Genomic DNA, 16,144 nt, shown 5'->3' on the forward strand with positions numbered 1-16,144 from the left:
CGCCTTCGACAGGTCACTTCCCCGGGGCATCGACCGGGCGGTCGTGATTGAGGGCGGTGAAGAGCTTTCGGGCCTGGGGCTCGTCCCAGAGGACGGCACTGCCTTTCGGGGTGGAATAGCCAAGATCGGCCACGGGGACATTGATCTGGTTTCCGCGGCCGCCCGTTACGCTCTGCACCGCCCGGAACATGGATACGAGGTCCTGCAGGCTCATGTCCCGGTCGACGATGAGGGTGTCCAGCCCGGCGTCGAGGGCCGGGTAGAGCTTGAACGGGTTGAGGGCGGTGTCCGGTGCCGCGGCCCGGTGGGCGAGCGAGGAGAGGAATTTCTGCTGATTGCGGGTACGGCCCAGGTCGCCCTGGGCCTCCTGGTGGCGCTGGCGGACGAACGCGAGTGACGCGGCGCCGTCGAGAGTCTGGCAGCCCTTCTTCAGGTCGGTGCCCGACTTCTCGTCCTTGATGTCCTTCTCGAGGCACATGCGCACGCCGCCGACGGCGTTGACGATATTCACGAAGCCCGCAAAGCCGATCTCCGCGTAGTGGTCGATCTTCAGGCCGGTGTTGTGCTCGATGGTGCGGGTGAGCAGTTGAGGACCGCCCAGCGCGAAGGCCGCGTTGAGCTTGTTCTTCTCCGCGGCCGAGCGCTTGCCGGTCGAGGGACGGGTGATGGCGGGGAGCGTCAGCCACGAGTCGCGCGGCAGGCTGACCATCGTGGTGCCGTTGGCCCCGGTGTGCAGCAGGATCATTGAGTCGGTGCGGCGGCCGCCGCCCCCGCCGGCGTGCAGATTCTTCCGGTCCTGATCGGAGAGGCCGTCGCGGCTGTCGGAGCCGACGATGAGGTAGTTGGTGCCTTCGCCCTCCGGGTGCCGGCTCCCGAACGCGTCCAGGTCGACCTGGCGGTCGAGCTTGGTGTCGGCCCAGGCGTACGTGCCCGCCGAGCCGCCCAGCGCCACGAGGACCACGGCGATCGCCGTCCGCCGCAGACGCCGGCGCCGTTTGGGGCGGCGGGCGTGGCCCCGCCTGGGGGAGCGGGGCGGGCCCGCCGCCCCGGGCGGTGCCGGGGCGGGAGCCGTTTCCCAAGGACCTGCTTCCCAGGATTCCGTCTCCCAGGGAGCCGGTTCGGGGGGCCGGCGGGTGTTCTGGGGCCACAGCGGGCCTGTGACGTGCTGCGGGGCGTGCTGCGGAAGGTGTTCTGCGGTGTGTTCCGCAGCGGGCTCCGCGACCGGCTCCGGGATGCGCCCGGGGACGTACTGCGGTACGTGCTGCCCCGTGTGCCCCGGCACGTACTCCCGGACGTGCTCCGGCGAGCCTGGCTGGCCCACCACGAAAGCGTCGTACGGAGCGGTGCCGTACGAGCCGGTGCCGCATGCAGCGGCGTCGTACGAGGAGGCGTCATACGCACCGGCATGGCGTGCGTCGGCCTCGCCCCAGCCGTCCAGCGGTTCCCTCATGAGCCGACTCCCCTCGGTTGCTTCGACGACAGATTGCGGTACGACGGGGACGGCTCCTCCAACTGGTGCGCGTCGGCCGTTCCGTAGCGGTCCATGCGATGCCACTTCAGGCGGGTGCCGAGCAGCGCGGTGGTCACGGACTGGATGACCACCAGGTACAGCAGCTGCCGGTAGACGAAGAGCTGGAGCGGCAAGGTCCACAGCGGGCCCAGCCGTTCGTTGTCCAGCCGCAGCGCGTACCCCGCGGTGATCAGCTGGACGGCGAGGAAGCCGAGCCAGACCACGATCGCCTCCGTGGGCTGGCGAAAGCACACCCCGTAGAGGGCGAAGACATCGACCACCGGCGCGAACAGCGGCAGGGCGACCTGGAACAGGGCGAGATAGGCCAGCCCGCGGCGGCCGAACCGCCCGGCCGGACCCAGTTCCAGCACGGCGCGCCGGTGCTTCCACATCGACTGCAGCGTGCCGTAGCACCAGCGGTAGCGCTGCCGCCACAACTGGCCCAGCGAGCTGGGCACTTCGGTCCAGGCGATCGCCGACTCCTCGTAGACCACCCGCCAGCCCGCACGCCACAGGGACATCGTCAGGTCGGTGTCCTCGGCCAGGGTCTCGTCGCTGACGCCGCCGATCCCCATGAGCGCGTCCCGGCGGAACGCGCCGATGGCGCCGGGGACCGTCGGCATGCACTCCAGGACCTCGAACATCCGCCGGTCCAGGTTGAAGCCGAGGACGTACTCCAGGTGCTGCCATCTGCCCAGCAGGCTGCGCCGGTTGCCGACCTTGGTGTTGCCGCTGACGGCACCGACCGCCGGGTGGGCGAGCGGCTGGATGAGCCGGTACAGGGCGTCCGGCTCGAAGACGGTGTCCGCGTCGACCATGACCACGATGTCGTAATGGGCGTACGCCAGGCCGGTGTTGAGGGCGCTGGGCTTGCCGCCGTTGGGCTGGCGCACCACCGTCACACGCGGGTCGGTGATGGCCTCCGCGATGTCCGCCGTGCCGTCCGTCGACCCGTCGTCGATGACCACGATCTGGAGGTACGGATGCGTGGAGGCCAGCAGCGAGCGCACGGTGGAGGCGATGCCCGCCTCCTCGTTGTACGCGGGCACCAGCACCGTCACCGGCTCGGTCACCTCCCGCAGCCGGGGCGCGCCGGGTCTGAGGGTGTGCATCCGCCGCGCGTGGGTGCGGGCGAAGACGGCGAGCAGCACCAGCCGCAGCACGCCCAGCCCGCCCGCGATGCCCAGCGCCCAGGCCATCATGCGGGTGAAGGCGTGGCCGAGGGCCTGGGCCCAGATCAGCCCCTGGCCCTGAAGCCGCTGGAACAGGGGGACCTGGGTGGTCAGGGAGGGGCGCCCGAGACCGGCCGTGACGGTGGTGAACCTGTGCACGCTCCGGTCGTCGAGCAGCGCCCGCGCCTCGCGGTACCCGAGGTCGGTGTGGCTGTACTGGCGCACCACGCCTTGTGCGGCCCTGCGGCTCTTGTGGTCGGCCGCGACGATGAGATAGCCCTGGGCGGCCGCGTTCTGCGCCGCGCTCCAGTCGGGGCCGCAGAGCGTGTCGGCGGCGGTGGTGTGCGGCAGCCGCAGCAGCCTGGTGTTGACGCCCGCGGTGCCCGCCAACGCCGTCTGCGTGAGCGAGAGTTCCATCCGCGAGCGGATGGGGGACGCCGTGCCCAGGTCGCCACCGGTGTAGGTGTACGAGCCGATCTCATGGCCCTCGGCGCGGATCCGCCGCATCAGCGAGGGGTGCCGTGCGGCCTGGGAGCCGTAGACGAAGAAGGTGGCGTGGGCGTGGCGCCGGCGCAGCAGATCGAGCAGGCGCGGTGTCCATACGGGATCGGGGCCCCCGTCGAAGGTGAGCGCCGCGGTACGGGCCGGCATGGCCGCCGTCTCGATCGTGCCGGAGGCCAGGCGCAGCACCGGGGCGCCGGTGTCCGCGGCCTTGGGGATGGGCTTGGTGCAGGCGCGCTTGGTCCGTGCCGCGTCGACCTCGTGGGTGGTCCAGCCCTCGAAGAGCAGCGCGGCGGTGATCGCGGGAAGGATGAGCAACAGGAGCATCCAGTGTCCACGGGGAGGCCGGCGCAGCGCGTGCCGGGGGCTCACCTGCCATCGCGTTCGGACGGGGCCTGGGCAGGGGCGGACGGCGGGGGCCGGTGGTGCAGGGTGGCGCGGTGGTGGGGGGCGGTTCCCGCGGGGTCCTGGGACGCATAGCGGGCGGGGCTGGTGGGCAGCGGTCCGTTCGTACTCGGCGGCTGCATTTCGGTGGGCTGTCGCAGTCCGTCCACGAGTACGGCGACGAGCACCAGATAACCGATGCACGCGCATGCCAGAGCCATTGCGACAAAGCGCAACAGCTTCCTGCGCCGACCCGAACTCTCCATGAATATTGGACGATTGTGCTGCACATGCGCCTTACTACTGTGGGGGGTAGTTCGCATGAAGGGGGAGTTTAACCAGCCTCGTCTACGCGTGTGAACCGCTCCTTTTCGTTCGAGGTATGGGTCACACGACGCAGCACCCGGTACGGGCTCGATGGCCCCGTATGTCCAGCTCAGCCCCCTCGTGACGGCGAGTGGTCCAGTCGGCGGACGGGGTGTTGCGCCGAGACGGACGCGAGGGCGACCACCGGTGGCCGGGCTGTCCGGAAAAATCCTGGCGTACACGTTATGTACGGGTGCCAGGCCCGGTGCCCGTACGAACTCGATACGGGAACCCGCCGGGCGTCGGTGAACAGAGAAATGCCCCGGCCCGCATTGACGGCCGGGGCATTTCTCTGCGTATATCAGACGGCCCCTTGCGTGAAACATTCGAGAAACATGGGAAGCTCTGCGAATTCCACGCGCCCGGGTAGGGCCTGAATGGCCAGGCAAGGAATTGCGCCGGGAGCCCGGCCGGCTGCGCCGGCAGTCTCCCCCTGACCGCAGTGGCCGAGGGCGCCGTCCAGTCGGGGAGCCGCGTGAGGTCGGTGGTCTGCTGCACCGTCCCCGCCCCGGTGACCTTCTCCTCCTTGGACTCGTACAGCCGCTTCGGCACGGTGCTGCCGAGTTCCACGGGCTCCACCGCCTCCAGGCGGAAACCGAACAGGTTGCTGATGGTGAACCCGCTGAGCAGGGACTCTTTCCATTTCCTGACGGACGCGTTGGAGGTGACGTCGAGGTCGGCCGGGTTCATGTACCACTGTCCGATGGTGGCCGACTGCCCGGCCCGCGCGTTGAACTGCACCGCCGCCGGATCACGCGTGAGGTCCAGGACGTACTCGCTCTCGTCGGTGGCCGATTCGGGCTGGACGGGCCCCGTCCTGGGGTGGATCACCACATGTGTGCCCTGCGGGCGGGTGAAGGTGACGTGGACCTTGTGGCGCCCGTAATCGTCGTCGTAGAAGCGCACCTTGAGGTGGTACGACACGGTCAGGATGCGGTCCGCTGCCTCGATACCGGTGAGCCCGCCCTGCAACTTGCGCGAGAGCGTCCCCTCGTAGGTGCCGCGGTACGACGCGCCGGTGCCGCCGCAGCGAGGCGGGTTCTTGAGGGACGCGGCGTCGAACTCCCACTTCTGGAAGGAGTTTCCGCGGTCGTCGCGCTTTTCCAGCTGCTGGAGTGCGGCGCCCACCTTGCCGCTGAACGCCTCGACGGTGAGCCGGTGCCCGCTCCTGGCGTTGATGACGGCGTAGGTCGACTCGGTGTCGGGGATCTTCTCGATCCGCCAGGCCGAACTCGGCTTGTCCTCTTCGGAGTCGTTCTTTGGATCCCACTGGTCCACGGGGTGGGCCGCGTCCTTACTGTGGTCCGCGGCGTGCAGACAGAGCCCGCTGCGCTCGTTGCGCAGCACGTACGAGTCCTTGGCGTCGGGCAGCGACTTGAGCGTCTCGTCGGCGGAGCACCGGTCGACGACCCACATCTGGCTCTGCCGCAGCTGCGGCGGCTCCCTCCTCTGCAGCTCGATCCGGGCGCCGGCTTGCGTGCCGTGCCCGCGTACGGCCACATAGAAAGCGCCGTAGTCGCTCATGAGCCGATACGTGCCTTCAGGTAACCCACTCATGTTTCCTCCCGGATGAAGTGCCGCTGTCGCACTGCTCGTTGACAGAAGCCGGCGTGGTCCCTGGAGGGCCGGCGCTTCGAGAGTGCCGATCCAGCCACGGTGTGCTCAGCGGCGAACACCCGCCTCAGGGGCGATGCCGAGGGGGTGCCGACGCCTTGTGGCGGTCAGCGGTGGACGACGGTGGGCCTGACGAGCCCTGTGCCCCTCTGGTTGCCCCGGGCTCCCGTGTCGCTCGACACAATCGCCCGACATTGTCACTCGACAATGTCGGGCGCTAACGTGGAGGCCAAGCGACTGCTGGTGCGGCACGAAAGGCGGGCTCATGACTCACGCGTCCACGACCACGACCACGCTCACGGCGATCCCCGAGCGTCCGGCGCTCCCCTTGATCGGTCACGCGCTGGACATCCCGAAGGGCGCCGACGGGCTCGTCCACCTGATGAAGGAGGTCAAGGAGCTGGGCCCGGTGTTCCGGGTCCGCGTCTTCGGCACCGAGTCCGTGGTCGTGGGTGGTCTGGACCTGGTGGCGGAGCTGGCTGATGAGGCCCGGTTCCGCAAGAACGTGCACCCGGATCTGGTCGAGATCCGGCAGATCGCCGGGGACGGCCTCTTCACCGCCTTCCACCACGAGGCCAACTGGCGCAAGGCGCACGACATCCTGATGCCGGCGTTCTCGCTGGGCGCCATGCGCGGCTACCACGACACCATGCTCACGATCGCCCGGTCGCTGATCGCCAAGTGGGACCGGGCCGCCGACGGCAGCCCGGTGGACGTACCCGAGGACATGACCCGGCTGACCTTCGACACGATCGGGCTGTGCGGGTTCGGCTACGACTTCGCGTCGTTCCGGCGCGAGGAGCCGCACCCCTTCGTCGCAGCGATGGGCCGGGCGCTGGCCTTCACCCAGGCCAAGGGCGAGTCGATCCCGGGCACGGAACTGTTCAAGTGGAAGCAGGCCGAACAGTTCCGTACGGACGGCAAGCTCATGACGGACCTGGTCGACGAGGTGATCAGGCAGCGCAGAGCGTCCGGGGACACCAGAACCGACGACCTGCTGGGCCGGATGCTGCACACCCGCCCCCACTCTCAACTTCGTTCGAGCGGGGGGACCCCCACCGCCGCGACGGGCGAGCCGCTGGACGACGTGAACATCCGCAACCAGGTGATCACGTTCCTCATCGCCGGGCACGAGACCACCAGCGGCGCCCTCTCGTTCGCCCTGTACTACCTGACCAAGCACCCCGAAGTGCTGGCCCGCGCCCAGGCCGAGGTCGACGCGCTGTGGGGCGACACGGACGCACCCGCGCCCGAGTACGGGGACATCGGCAAGCTCGCCTACATCCGTCAGGTGCTCAACGAGAGCCTGCGGCTGTGGCCGACCGCGCCCGCCTTCGCCGTGGAGCCGATCGAGGACACCGTCATCGGCGGCACCTATCCGGTGCGCCGGGGCGAGACGCTGATGGTGCTCACCCCGGCCCTGCACCGCGACCCCGCCTGGGGTGAGAACGTCGAGCTGTTCGACCCCGACCGGTTCACGCCCGAGCGGGAGGCGGCCCGCCCCGCCCACCTCTTCAAGCCCTTCGGCAGCGGTGAACGCGCCTGCATAGGGCGGCAGTTCGCCCTGCACGAGGCCACCTTGCTCCTCGGCCTGCTGGTCCACCGCTACCGGCTGATCGACCACGCCGACTACCAGCTGAAGATCCAGCAGTCGCTCACCATCAAGCCCGACGGGCTCACCCTGAAGCTCGCCCGGCGCACCTCCGGCGAACGCCGCCTGCCCGCCGCCGCGAGCAGCGCCCCCGCGCCCGTCGGCCGGGAGACGCCCGCCGCCCGCCGCGCCGCCGCGACCGCACTGACCGTGCTGCACGGCTCCAACCTGGGCACCTGCGCGGGCATCGCCCAGGACCTGGCGGACGACGGCGCCACGCACGGCTTCACCGCCCAGGTCGCCTCCCTCGACGAACGAGCCGGTGCGCTCGGCGACGCGGACGGCCCCGTGGTGATCGTGGCCGCCTCCTACAACGGCCGCCCCACCGACGACGCCGCCCGCTTCGTCACCTGGCTGGAAGGCCTTCAGCCCGGCTCGCTCGACGGACTCCCGTACGCCGTCCTCGGTGTCGGCGACCGCAACTGGGCCGCCACCTACCAGCACGTACCGACCCTCATCGACGAACGGCTGCGCGCGGCCGGTGCCACCCCGCTCCTCGATCGCGGGGCCGCGGACGCCTCCGGGGACTTCGCCGGGACCGTCGACCGCTGGAGCGCCGAGCTGTGGACGGCCCTGCTGGACCGGTACGGCGACGCGGCCGGCGCGGCCGAGACCGCCGCCCATCCCGAGCCGCAGGAGGGTCAGGGCCTGTACGAACTCGCCGACGCCACCGACTCCGTCACCGGCGAACTCGCCGCCCGGCACGGCGTCCAGCCCATGGAGGTCATCGACGCGTACGAACTCGTCGACACGGAGCATCCGTTGGGCCGCTCCAAGCGCTACCTCAAGCTGCGGCTGCCCGACGGCGTCACCTACCGCACCGGCGACCACCTGGCCGTCCTGCCGCGCAACCCCGAAGCCCTCGTCCGGCGGGCCGCCGACCGGTTCGGCCTGGACCTGGACCGCACCGTCCGCCTGCGCGCCCGCCGCCGCAGCCGCGGCGCCCTCCCCGTCGACCGGCCGCTGACCCTGCGCCGCCTGCTCACCGACTTCGTGGAGCTCCAGCACCCGGCGACCCCGGAGAACGTGGCCCTCCTCGCCGAACACACCGCCTGCCCGCCCGAGAAGAAGCCCCTGACCGCACTCGCCGCCGCGGACCCCGAGACCTTCCGCGAGCAGGTCACCGCCGCCGGGCTGAGCGTCCTGGACCTGCTGGAGCGCTACCGCGCCTGCGAGCTGCCGTTCGAGCGCTTCCTGGAGATGCTGCCGGTCCTGCGCCCGCGCCACTACTCCATCTCGTCCTCCGCGCAGGCGGCCCCCGACGAGGTGGAGCTGATGGTGTCACTGCTCGCCGCGCCCCACCGCACCGGAGAGGGCACCTTCCACGGCATCGCCTCGCACTACGTCCAGACCCTCCGGGCCGGAGACAGCGTCCAGGCCAGGGTCCTCCCGTGCGGCGAGTCCTTCCGCCTGCCCGAGGACGACGCGACCCCGGCCGTCCTGGTCAGCGCGGGAACCGGACTGGCACCCTTCCGCGGGACCGTCCTGGACCGCTTGCACACCGGGTCCACGAGCACGCTGCTGTGCTACTTCGGCTGCGACCACCCGGACGTCGACTATCTGCACCGCGAGGAGTTCGAGAGGGCCGAGGAGGCCGGCGCCGTCAGCATGCGCCCCACCTTCGCCCGGGCCCCCGAGGGCGGCGCACGGTACGTCCAGGACCGCATCGCCCGGGAGAGCGAGGAGATCTGGGACGTACTGGAGTCCGGTGGCCGGGTCCGCGTCTGCGGCGACGGACGGCGCATGGCCCCGGCGGTACGGGAGGCCTTCATGGCCGTCTACCGCGAGCACACCGGCGCGAGTGACGAGGAAGCCGCCGCCTGGCTGGCCGCCCTCGTCGAGTCCGGCACCTACGTCGAGGACGTCTGGGCGGGCTGAGCCGTGCGCAGGCCCCCGCACCTGGCACCAGGTGCGGGGGCCTGCGCATGCCGCGACGTCAGATCGCCGGCAGCGGTACGGGCGTCAGCGTGCCGCCCGCCAGGGCCGCGACGCTGGACACCAGGGCCTGCAGGCCCTGCAGTTCGGTCTCCTCGTCGGGCAGCGTCAGATGCTGGAGGGAGAGCCCGTCGAACCCGGCGAGGAAGAACCGTGCGACGGCCGGGGCGGGTACGGCGAGCTGGTATCCGGCCCGCTCGGCGGCCTCGCTCACCAGCCGCGTCGTCACATCCACCACCTCGCGGTAATGGCTGTCCAGGACCTCGCGCAGCTTCGGCGTCCGCAGCGCGAGCAGGTTCAGCTCGGTCAGCAGCTGGTGGGTGGCCGGCTGCTCGCGCACCGTACGCCACAGGGCGGCGGTCATCGCGGCGAGGGTCTCCTCGAAACCGGCGTCCGCGGGCGCCGATTCCTTGACGTGCGTGACCAGGTCGTCGGTGAGCTGTTCCATGACGGCCCGGTACAGATCCTCCTTCGTACCGAAGGTGTAGTGCACCGTCGCCTGGGCGACGCCGAGCTCCGCGGCGATGGCACGGGTGCTTCCGGCGGCGACGCCCTCCCTGGTCATGAGGGCGATGGCCGCTTTGATCAGCTGGGGGCGGCGCTCCGCCGCGGTCACATGAGCCATGGGTGCATGATACCGACTTAGTCACCTGAGCAAGTCGAGTGACCGGCAGTGCGGCCGACCATGGTGCCCCTCGGCGCGCGATCGCGCGCATGGCGATTCTTACCTGCCTTTGCCGTTGCTCTGCCGAGGCTGTGAAACCTGCCCGGCAATGTCGTACCCGCACCGCAGAGACGACGAAGGAGTGGGCATGACGTACAGGACCACGGCACGGCGCGCAGGGCTGGCCGTGAGCGCGATGGCCTTGCTGGCGACCGCGATGCCGACGGTGGCGGCGGCCGCGCCCACCGGCGGCCCGGCGGCCCCTCCGTGGTGCCCCGGGCCGGTGGCAGGGCACCGGATCGACTGCGGCTCGATCGACCGCCCGCTGGTCGCGGGAAAGCCGGAGCTCGGCAAGATCAAGGTGAGTTACGCGGTCGTACGGCACCGCGCGCCCGGCCCCGCCAAGGGAACCGTCGCCCTCAACCCGGGCGGCCCGGGCGAAACCCTGATCGACAAGACCGAGGCGGTCGCCTGGGCCGTTGAGGGGCTGCTGAAGGACCACGACGTGCTGCTCGTCGACCCGCGCGGCACCGGAAAGTCCGAGCGCGTCCCATGCGGCGTCACCGACGCCGAGTACCGGTTCGGCACCCGCGCCCAACAGCGGGCCGCGGTCGAGAAATGCGGCAAGAACCTCGGCCCCAAGGCCGCGGGCTTCACCTCGGCGGCCACCGCCGACGACATCGATGCCGTCCGCGCCCGCCTCAAGGTGGACCAGCTGAGCCTGTACGGACTGTCCTACGGCACGTACCTGATGCCGGTCTACGCCTCCCGCCACCCCCAGCGCGTACGCAACATCGTCCTGTCCGGGGCCTTCCCCCTCGCACTCGACCCGATGGCCCGGCCCAGCGCCCAGGCGGTCTCGCTGACCCTGCGCCGCGTGTGCGAACGCAGCGCACGGGCCGCGTGCGACGGTGAGCAGGCCGTGAAGGACCTGGCCACCACGGCCGCCCGCCTGCGGGCCAAGCCCCTCACCGTGCCGATCACCACCGACCACGGCGTCCACCGGAAGCGGTTCAGCGAGGACAAGCTCGCCAACCTGCTCTTCGAAGCGGCCAGCAGCGAGGTCGGGCTGGCGCCCACCGAGCCCTCGCTGCTCGGCCAACTGCCCCACGCCCTGAACCGGTTCGTCGCGGGCGACGACGCGCCGCTGCGCAAGCTGGTCCAGCAGGAGGGAGCGTCGGGCAGCACGCTGGACCAGGCGCCGTACATCGCGGTCGTCTGCAACGACTACCGCAAGTCCTGGTCGAAGAACGCGCCGCTGTCCGTGCGCTGGCGCCAGCACAACGCCGCGCTCGCGGCCGTACGACCCGGAGAGCACGGAGCGTTCAGCGCCAAGGGCTTCACCGAGGGGACCACGGACGCGGGCGACGTGTGCATCGGCTGGCCGCGCGAGAACACCCCCGGCCCGCAGCCCACCAAGCTCAGGCTGCCCCACGTTCCGGTCCTCGTCCTCTCCGGCGACCTCGACTCCAACACGCCCGACGCGAGCGGGAAGAAGGCGGCCCGCCAGTTCCGCGACAGCCGGTTCATCTCGGTGCGCAACATGGGTCACGTGCCCGAGCTGGAGCTGAGCCGCTGCGTCACCGGGGTCTCCTCGCACTTCATCCGCACCGGCAACCCGGGCGACACGTCCTGCCTGCGCACCCTCCCGCCGATCACCGTGGCCCCCGTGCACGCCCCCGTACACAACTGACAGGCCGGTGCCCTGACCGCGTCCACCACCGACGAAGATGATCACATGACAGAGGAAACGGGACACCGCAGGACGGTGCTGGTCGTCGAGGACGATCCGGGCGTGCGCAGCACCCTGGACCAGTTGCTGCGCTTCGAGGGATATCGGGTGCTCACGGCCGCCGACGGCCTGGAGGCCCTCGGCCTCCTGGAGCAGGAGCGGCCCGACCTGGCGGTGGTGGACGTGGTCATGCCGGGCCTCGACGGCCTGGGCCTGTGCCGGATGCTGCGCAGGCGCGGCGACCGGATGCCCATCCTGGTCCTGACGGCCCGCCACGAGGTCGGCGACCGGGTCGCGGGCCTGGACGCGGGCGCCGACGACTACCTGGCCAAGCCGTTCGCCACCGAGGAGCTCTTCGCCCGCATACGCGCGCTGCTGCGGCGCACCGAACCGGCCGAGGACAGCGCCGTCCTGGCCGTCGCGGACCTCACCCTGGACCCCGGGTCGCGGCAGGCGTTCCGCGGCGCGCGTGAACTGGACCTGACCAAGACCGAGTTCGACGTCCTGGAACTACTCCTGTGCCACCCGGGCACAGTCCTGACCCGGTCCCAGATGTACGAGCGCATCTGGGGCTTCGACTTCGACACCACCTCCCGCTCCCTGGACGTCTACATCGGCTATCTCCGCCAGAAGACCGAACAGGGCGGCGAGAGTCGCCTCATCCACACCGTGCGCAGCGTCGGCTACACCGTCCGGGCCGCGTGATGCTCCGTACCAAGATCACGGCCGTCGTCGTCGCGGCCGCCGCGCTCGCCATGGCCCTGGCGGCCGTCATGTCCTACCGCGGTGTCGGCGCCCTGGTCGGCGACGAACTGGAGCGCGGGCTCGACGACCGTACGGACACGGTCATCACCCTGCTCGCCGCCGACCTGACCCCGCCGCCCCGCAAGGACATGACCGAACAGGTCGTGTCCGAGCACGGAGCCGTGCGCCGGCTGACACCGGGCGGCCGCGAGCTGCCGGTCTCGGCGGCGGCCCTGCGGGTGGCACGGACAGGAAAGGGGGAGAGCCGCGCGGACATCGTCGTCTCCGGAACCGAGTACGGCACCCTGACCCGGCCGCTGCCCGGTGGCGGAGCGGTCATGGTCGGCCAGAGCTACGAGCGCGCGGCGCACGTCGACGACGCGTTCATGTGGCGCATCTCCTGGACCACCGCGGCCGCCGTCGGCCTGTCCGCCCTGCTGAGCTGGTTCGTCCTCGGACGGATCCTGCGGCCCGTCCGCCAGCTGGTCCGCACCACCGGACGCATCACCACCACCCGGGACCTGTCCACCGCGCTGCCGCCCGCCGGATCCGACGAGATCGGCCAACTGACGCGCAGCTTCGAGGCGATGCTCACCGCGCTGCGCCGCTCGCGCGCACAGCAGCAGCAACTCGTCCAGGACGCGAGCCACGAGCTGCGCACCCCGCTGACCTCGGTGCGGGGCAGCGCCGAACTCCTGCAACGGGCCCGTGGCAGGCTCGACCCCAAGGACGAGGAGCAGATCCTCACCACCCTGGTCACCGAGACGGCGGCCCTCGACGATCTCGTACGCGAACTCGTCGACCTGGCCACCGACCGCTACACCGACGAGGAGCAGGACCGCGTCGACCTCGTGACGCTCGCCGAGGACACCGCGCACCGCCACCGCACCCGGACCGGGCGCACGATCTCCGTCACCGCGGAGCAGCCGATTCCCGTACGGGGGCGGCCCCGCGCGGTGCAGCGCTGCGTCGACAACCTTCTGAACAACGCGGTCAAGTTCAGCCCCGACGGTACGCCGATCACCCTGCACATCGCCGGCCCCCGACTCTCCGTACGCGACCGGGGCCCCGGCATCGAACCGGGCGAGCGCGAGGCCGTCTTCGACCGCTTCTACCGGGGCTCGCGCACCCAGGCCACCCCGGGCTCCGGCCTCGGCCTCGCCATCGTTCACGACATCATCACGGCCGACAACGGCACCGTATTCGCCAGCAACGCCACCGACGGCGGCGCGGAGGTCGGCTTCACTCTCCCCTCCGATACCCGGGACGGCCCGACGGCCCAGCGGCGGAACCGCTCCGCACGCTGAGGGGGAAGCCGTGCTTCCGGGGCCCGGCACCTGGAAACCGCTCTGTGAAGGGGGCGCCGGGTCCAGGCGCCGGTGTGGCCGCCCCGGCGTCGGGGCGGCAGGGAACTACCCCAACGAGGCGGAAACGGAGCTGCCATTTCGCTCGCCGCTCCCGGGGCGCGGGGGACCGCACAGCCACGGTGTCGGCCTCGGGCAGGAGCACGGCGTCCTCTTCGGCCGCGGCGTACTGCCGCGGCCGCGACGTACCGCCCGTCGAGCGTGTCGAAGCCGCGGACGGGGTACCGCTTCCTTTGACAGACCCAAGGACCATACTGGTCGGGCCCTGATCCCCCCACAGAACGAGTCCATGGCCAAGAAGAACAGCACCTCCGCGACCACCGTCCCTGACACCGCGTGGCTGGGGCGCGGGCGCCATCTCGGGCCCGAGCCCGAGCAGGACCTCCGGCGCAACCTGATCGCCCTCAAGGCGGCTGGGGTGCTCGACGACTTCCTGGACCTCGACCCGGTCGAGGCGGCCCGTTCCACCGTCCTGCACCCCCGGGACGAGTCCGCCGACCCGGGCCCGTCGGCCCGCCGCCTCTTCGAGGCCCGCTGGCGGGTGGCCGACGACGTCACGGTACGCGCACAGCTGACCACGTACGACTCCGAAGCCCGCCGCAAGCAGGGCGAGGGGGTCACCTGGGTCCTCGCCGCCGAGGCGGAGCAGGCGTGGGACGAGCACTGGCCCTCACCCGCCCTCATGTTCTGGCCCGACAGCGACCGGGTCGCCTGGGACCACGACACGGTGCCGGACCTGCGCCTGCGGACGACGAACCACCTGCCGAAGGACGACGACGAACTGCGCCACCGGCTGCGGGACTGCACCCGGCAGAGCTGGTGCATCCACGTCGTGGTGCACGAAGCGATGACGCCGGACGTGAAGGGGCAGCAGCCGATCTCGGCATTCCTGCCGCCGAGCCTGCGCCACCGGGTGGTCGAGCACCGCGGCACACCGGAGCAGGCGCAGATCGCCGACTTCGCGCTGAAGCGGGAACTGAGCGTGCGGATGCCGCGCGGCGGCGCCGTCGTCCTGCCCGCCTGGCCGCAGGGCCCCGACTACGACGCGGAGCACTTCACCGTCCGCAACGTCTTCCTGGACGGCTCGGAACCAACCGAACTCCTCGACAAAATCAAGGAGTTCGCCGCGCTGCCGCAGCCGATGCCCGCCGAGGCCGAGCGGGCCCTGACCCAGCTGCGCCACGGCTGGCACCTGCTCACCCCGGACGAAGAGCTGGCCCACGCCCAGAGCATGGTCACCAAGTACGCCGAAGCACTCGAGGCCATGACGAAGTCCCGCGACCTCTACCAGGAGGCGGCCGAGGCCGCGCACGCGGCCCTGGCCGAGGTGACCGGCGGCGACGGCGTTCCCCGCCCGCCCGTACCGGGCCAGGCCAAGACGGACGACTCGCCGCTGAACGCCCTCACAAAGGCATTCGGCCGCTTCCGGGTCTCGAAGAAGTAGGGGGCGCCGGGGCGCGGCGCCTACGGGGTGAGTCGGGGTCTCGGCTCGCCCCTGTTCCGGATTTGGGCGGGTGGGCGCCGGTAATCGGGCATGGTTGGTGGCCCTGGACGCCGGCCACTCGGCCACCGCTCTCACGTCTTCCTCGCCGCTCACGTCCGTACGCCCATACGCCCGTGCCTCAGCTCCTCACGTACCTCATCGACGAAGCGGCCGGCGACGGGCTGCCCCGCGATCCCGGCCGCCAAGTCGGCCGACGGGACGGCCTGACCTGAAACGACGGAACACTCCAACTAGCCCCCGTTGTCCAGCCTTTCCCGTCGTTTCCGTCCATACGAGGGATTAACCGCATCGGCCCGCATCCCGGCGAGATGGCCTGGGCAGCTAACGCGGCGTAGCACTCAGTGCGACATCCGCCCGAGGCCGGGCCAACTCCGGACATCATCAAGAGCAAGGAGTCCTTCCATGCGCCGTCGGATCGCCACCGTCCTGTTCTCCGCCGTAGCCCTTGTCGGCGCCGCCGCGGCCCAAGCCGCCGCGATCGGCATCGACCTCGCCGGCGGCATCTCTCTCTGAGCCGCTCTGAACCGCTACTGAAACTCAAGGACCCGCGCATCACCTGTTTCTCGCGAACCGGCAGCCGACCCATCCGGCTGCCGGTGAGGTGAGATGCAGGCGCCCGCCCGGTGCTGTCGGCCGGGGATTTCGCCCGTCGACGCGTGGCAGTCTTCGACAGTCAACGTGCAGCCGACGAGCGCGCCCTTGGCGAGCAGCGCTTGCGCAACAGCGCACCATCCCCCGAACCACAGTGTCGGTCAGCGGCGCAGTTTGCCGGGACGGGCTTTGTAACAGTGTCAGATCGTGAGGGGCGGTCGTGGTGGTGCGGGGCTATGGTCGAGGGGAGGTCTCCCCGTGCCAGTTAGGCGTGGTGATTGAGGCCGGTTCCCGCAGCAGAGCGAGCCTGCGGAGCATGGTGAGCGCCGGGCCCGCCTTGACTCCCGCCGAGGCCAACAGGCCCGGTGCGTCCCTCAAGCAGATTCGAGGCCCGGGCCTTCACGCCACCGGG

General features: G+C 71.0%; 10 protein-coding genes. 5 read left to right on the forward strand and 5 right to left on the reverse strand.

What is annotated here, in order from left to right:
- Positions 1-13: 13 nt before the first annotated feature.
- The 4 genes from AC4IJH_RS01770 to AC4IJH_RS01785 form a co-directional block, all read right to left on the reverse strand.
- Positions 14-1,450, reverse strand: a complete 1,437-nt coding sequence (locus AC4IJH_RS01770) for an LCP family protein (RefSeq protein ID WP_490849630.1) — start codon at positions 1,448-1,450, stop codon at positions 14-16.
- Positions 1,447-3,510, reverse strand: a complete 2,064-nt coding sequence (locus AC4IJH_RS01775) for a bifunctional polysaccharide deacetylase/glycosyltransferase family 2 protein (RefSeq protein ID WP_490849631.1) — start codon at positions 3,508-3,510, stop codon at positions 1,447-1,449. Before AC4IJH_RS01775 ends, AC4IJH_RS01770 begins: the two co-directional genes overlap by 4 nt.
- A gap of 41 nt (positions 3,511-3,551) precedes the next feature.
- Complete coding sequence (locus AC4IJH_RS01780) at positions 3,552-3,788, reverse strand: hypothetical protein (RefSeq protein WP_490849632.1); 237 nt, start codon at positions 3,786-3,788, stop codon at positions 3,552-3,554.
- A 328-nt stretch (positions 3,789-4,116) separates the two neighbouring features.
- Entirely contained in the window at positions 4,117-5,457 is a 1,341-nt protein-coding gene (locus tag AC4IJH_RS01785; protein WP_490849633.1) for an RICIN domain-containing protein, read from the reverse strand.
- Positions 5,458-5,812: 355 nt separating this feature from the next.
- Between AC4IJH_RS01785 and AC4IJH_RS01790 the strand changes: the two genes are divergently transcribed.
- Positions 5,813-9,076 (forward strand): cytochrome P450, encoded by a 3,264-nt coding sequence (locus tag AC4IJH_RS01790; protein WP_490849634.1) that lies wholly within the window; start codon positions 5,813-5,815, stop codon positions 9,074-9,076.
- A 58-nt stretch (positions 9,077-9,134) separates the two neighbouring features.
- Here AC4IJH_RS01790 and AC4IJH_RS01795 read toward each other — a convergent pair whose 3' ends face one another.
- Positions 9,135-9,758 (reverse strand): TetR/AcrR family transcriptional regulator, encoded by a 624-nt coding sequence (locus AC4IJH_RS01795; RefSeq protein ID WP_490849635.1) that lies wholly within the window; start codon positions 9,756-9,758, stop codon positions 9,135-9,137.
- A 187-nt stretch (positions 9,759-9,945) separates the two neighbouring features.
- Between AC4IJH_RS01795 and AC4IJH_RS01800 the strand changes: the two genes are divergently transcribed.
- The 4 genes from AC4IJH_RS01800 to AC4IJH_RS01815 all read left to right on the forward strand — a co-directional run bounded on the left by AC4IJH_RS01800 (position 9,946) and on the right by AC4IJH_RS01815 (position 15,081).
- Positions 9,946-11,490, forward strand: a complete 1,545-nt coding sequence (locus AC4IJH_RS01800; protein ID WP_490849636.1) for an alpha/beta fold hydrolase — start codon at positions 9,946-9,948, stop codon at positions 11,488-11,490.
- 45 nt (positions 11,491-11,535) lie between these two features.
- The gene (locus AC4IJH_RS01805; protein WP_490849637.1) at positions 11,536-12,234 is read left to right on the forward strand and encodes a response regulator transcription factor; all 699 of its coding nucleotides are present in this window, start codon (positions 11,536-11,538) and stop codon (positions 12,232-12,234) included.
- Positions 12,234-13,580, forward strand: a complete 1,347-nt coding sequence (locus AC4IJH_RS01810; RefSeq protein ID WP_490849711.1) for a sensor histidine kinase — start codon at positions 12,234-12,236, stop codon at positions 13,578-13,580. Before AC4IJH_RS01805 ends, AC4IJH_RS01810 begins: the two co-directional genes overlap by 1 nt.
- Positions 13,581-13,926: 346 nt before the next feature.
- Complete coding sequence (locus AC4IJH_RS01815; protein WP_490849638.1) at positions 13,927-15,081, forward strand: hypothetical protein; 1,155 nt, start codon at positions 13,927-13,929, stop codon at positions 15,079-15,081.
- Positions 15,082-16,144 lie beyond the last annotated feature (1,063 nt).

It is taken from the genome of Streptomyces sp. UF-297, from assembly GCF_058245575.1.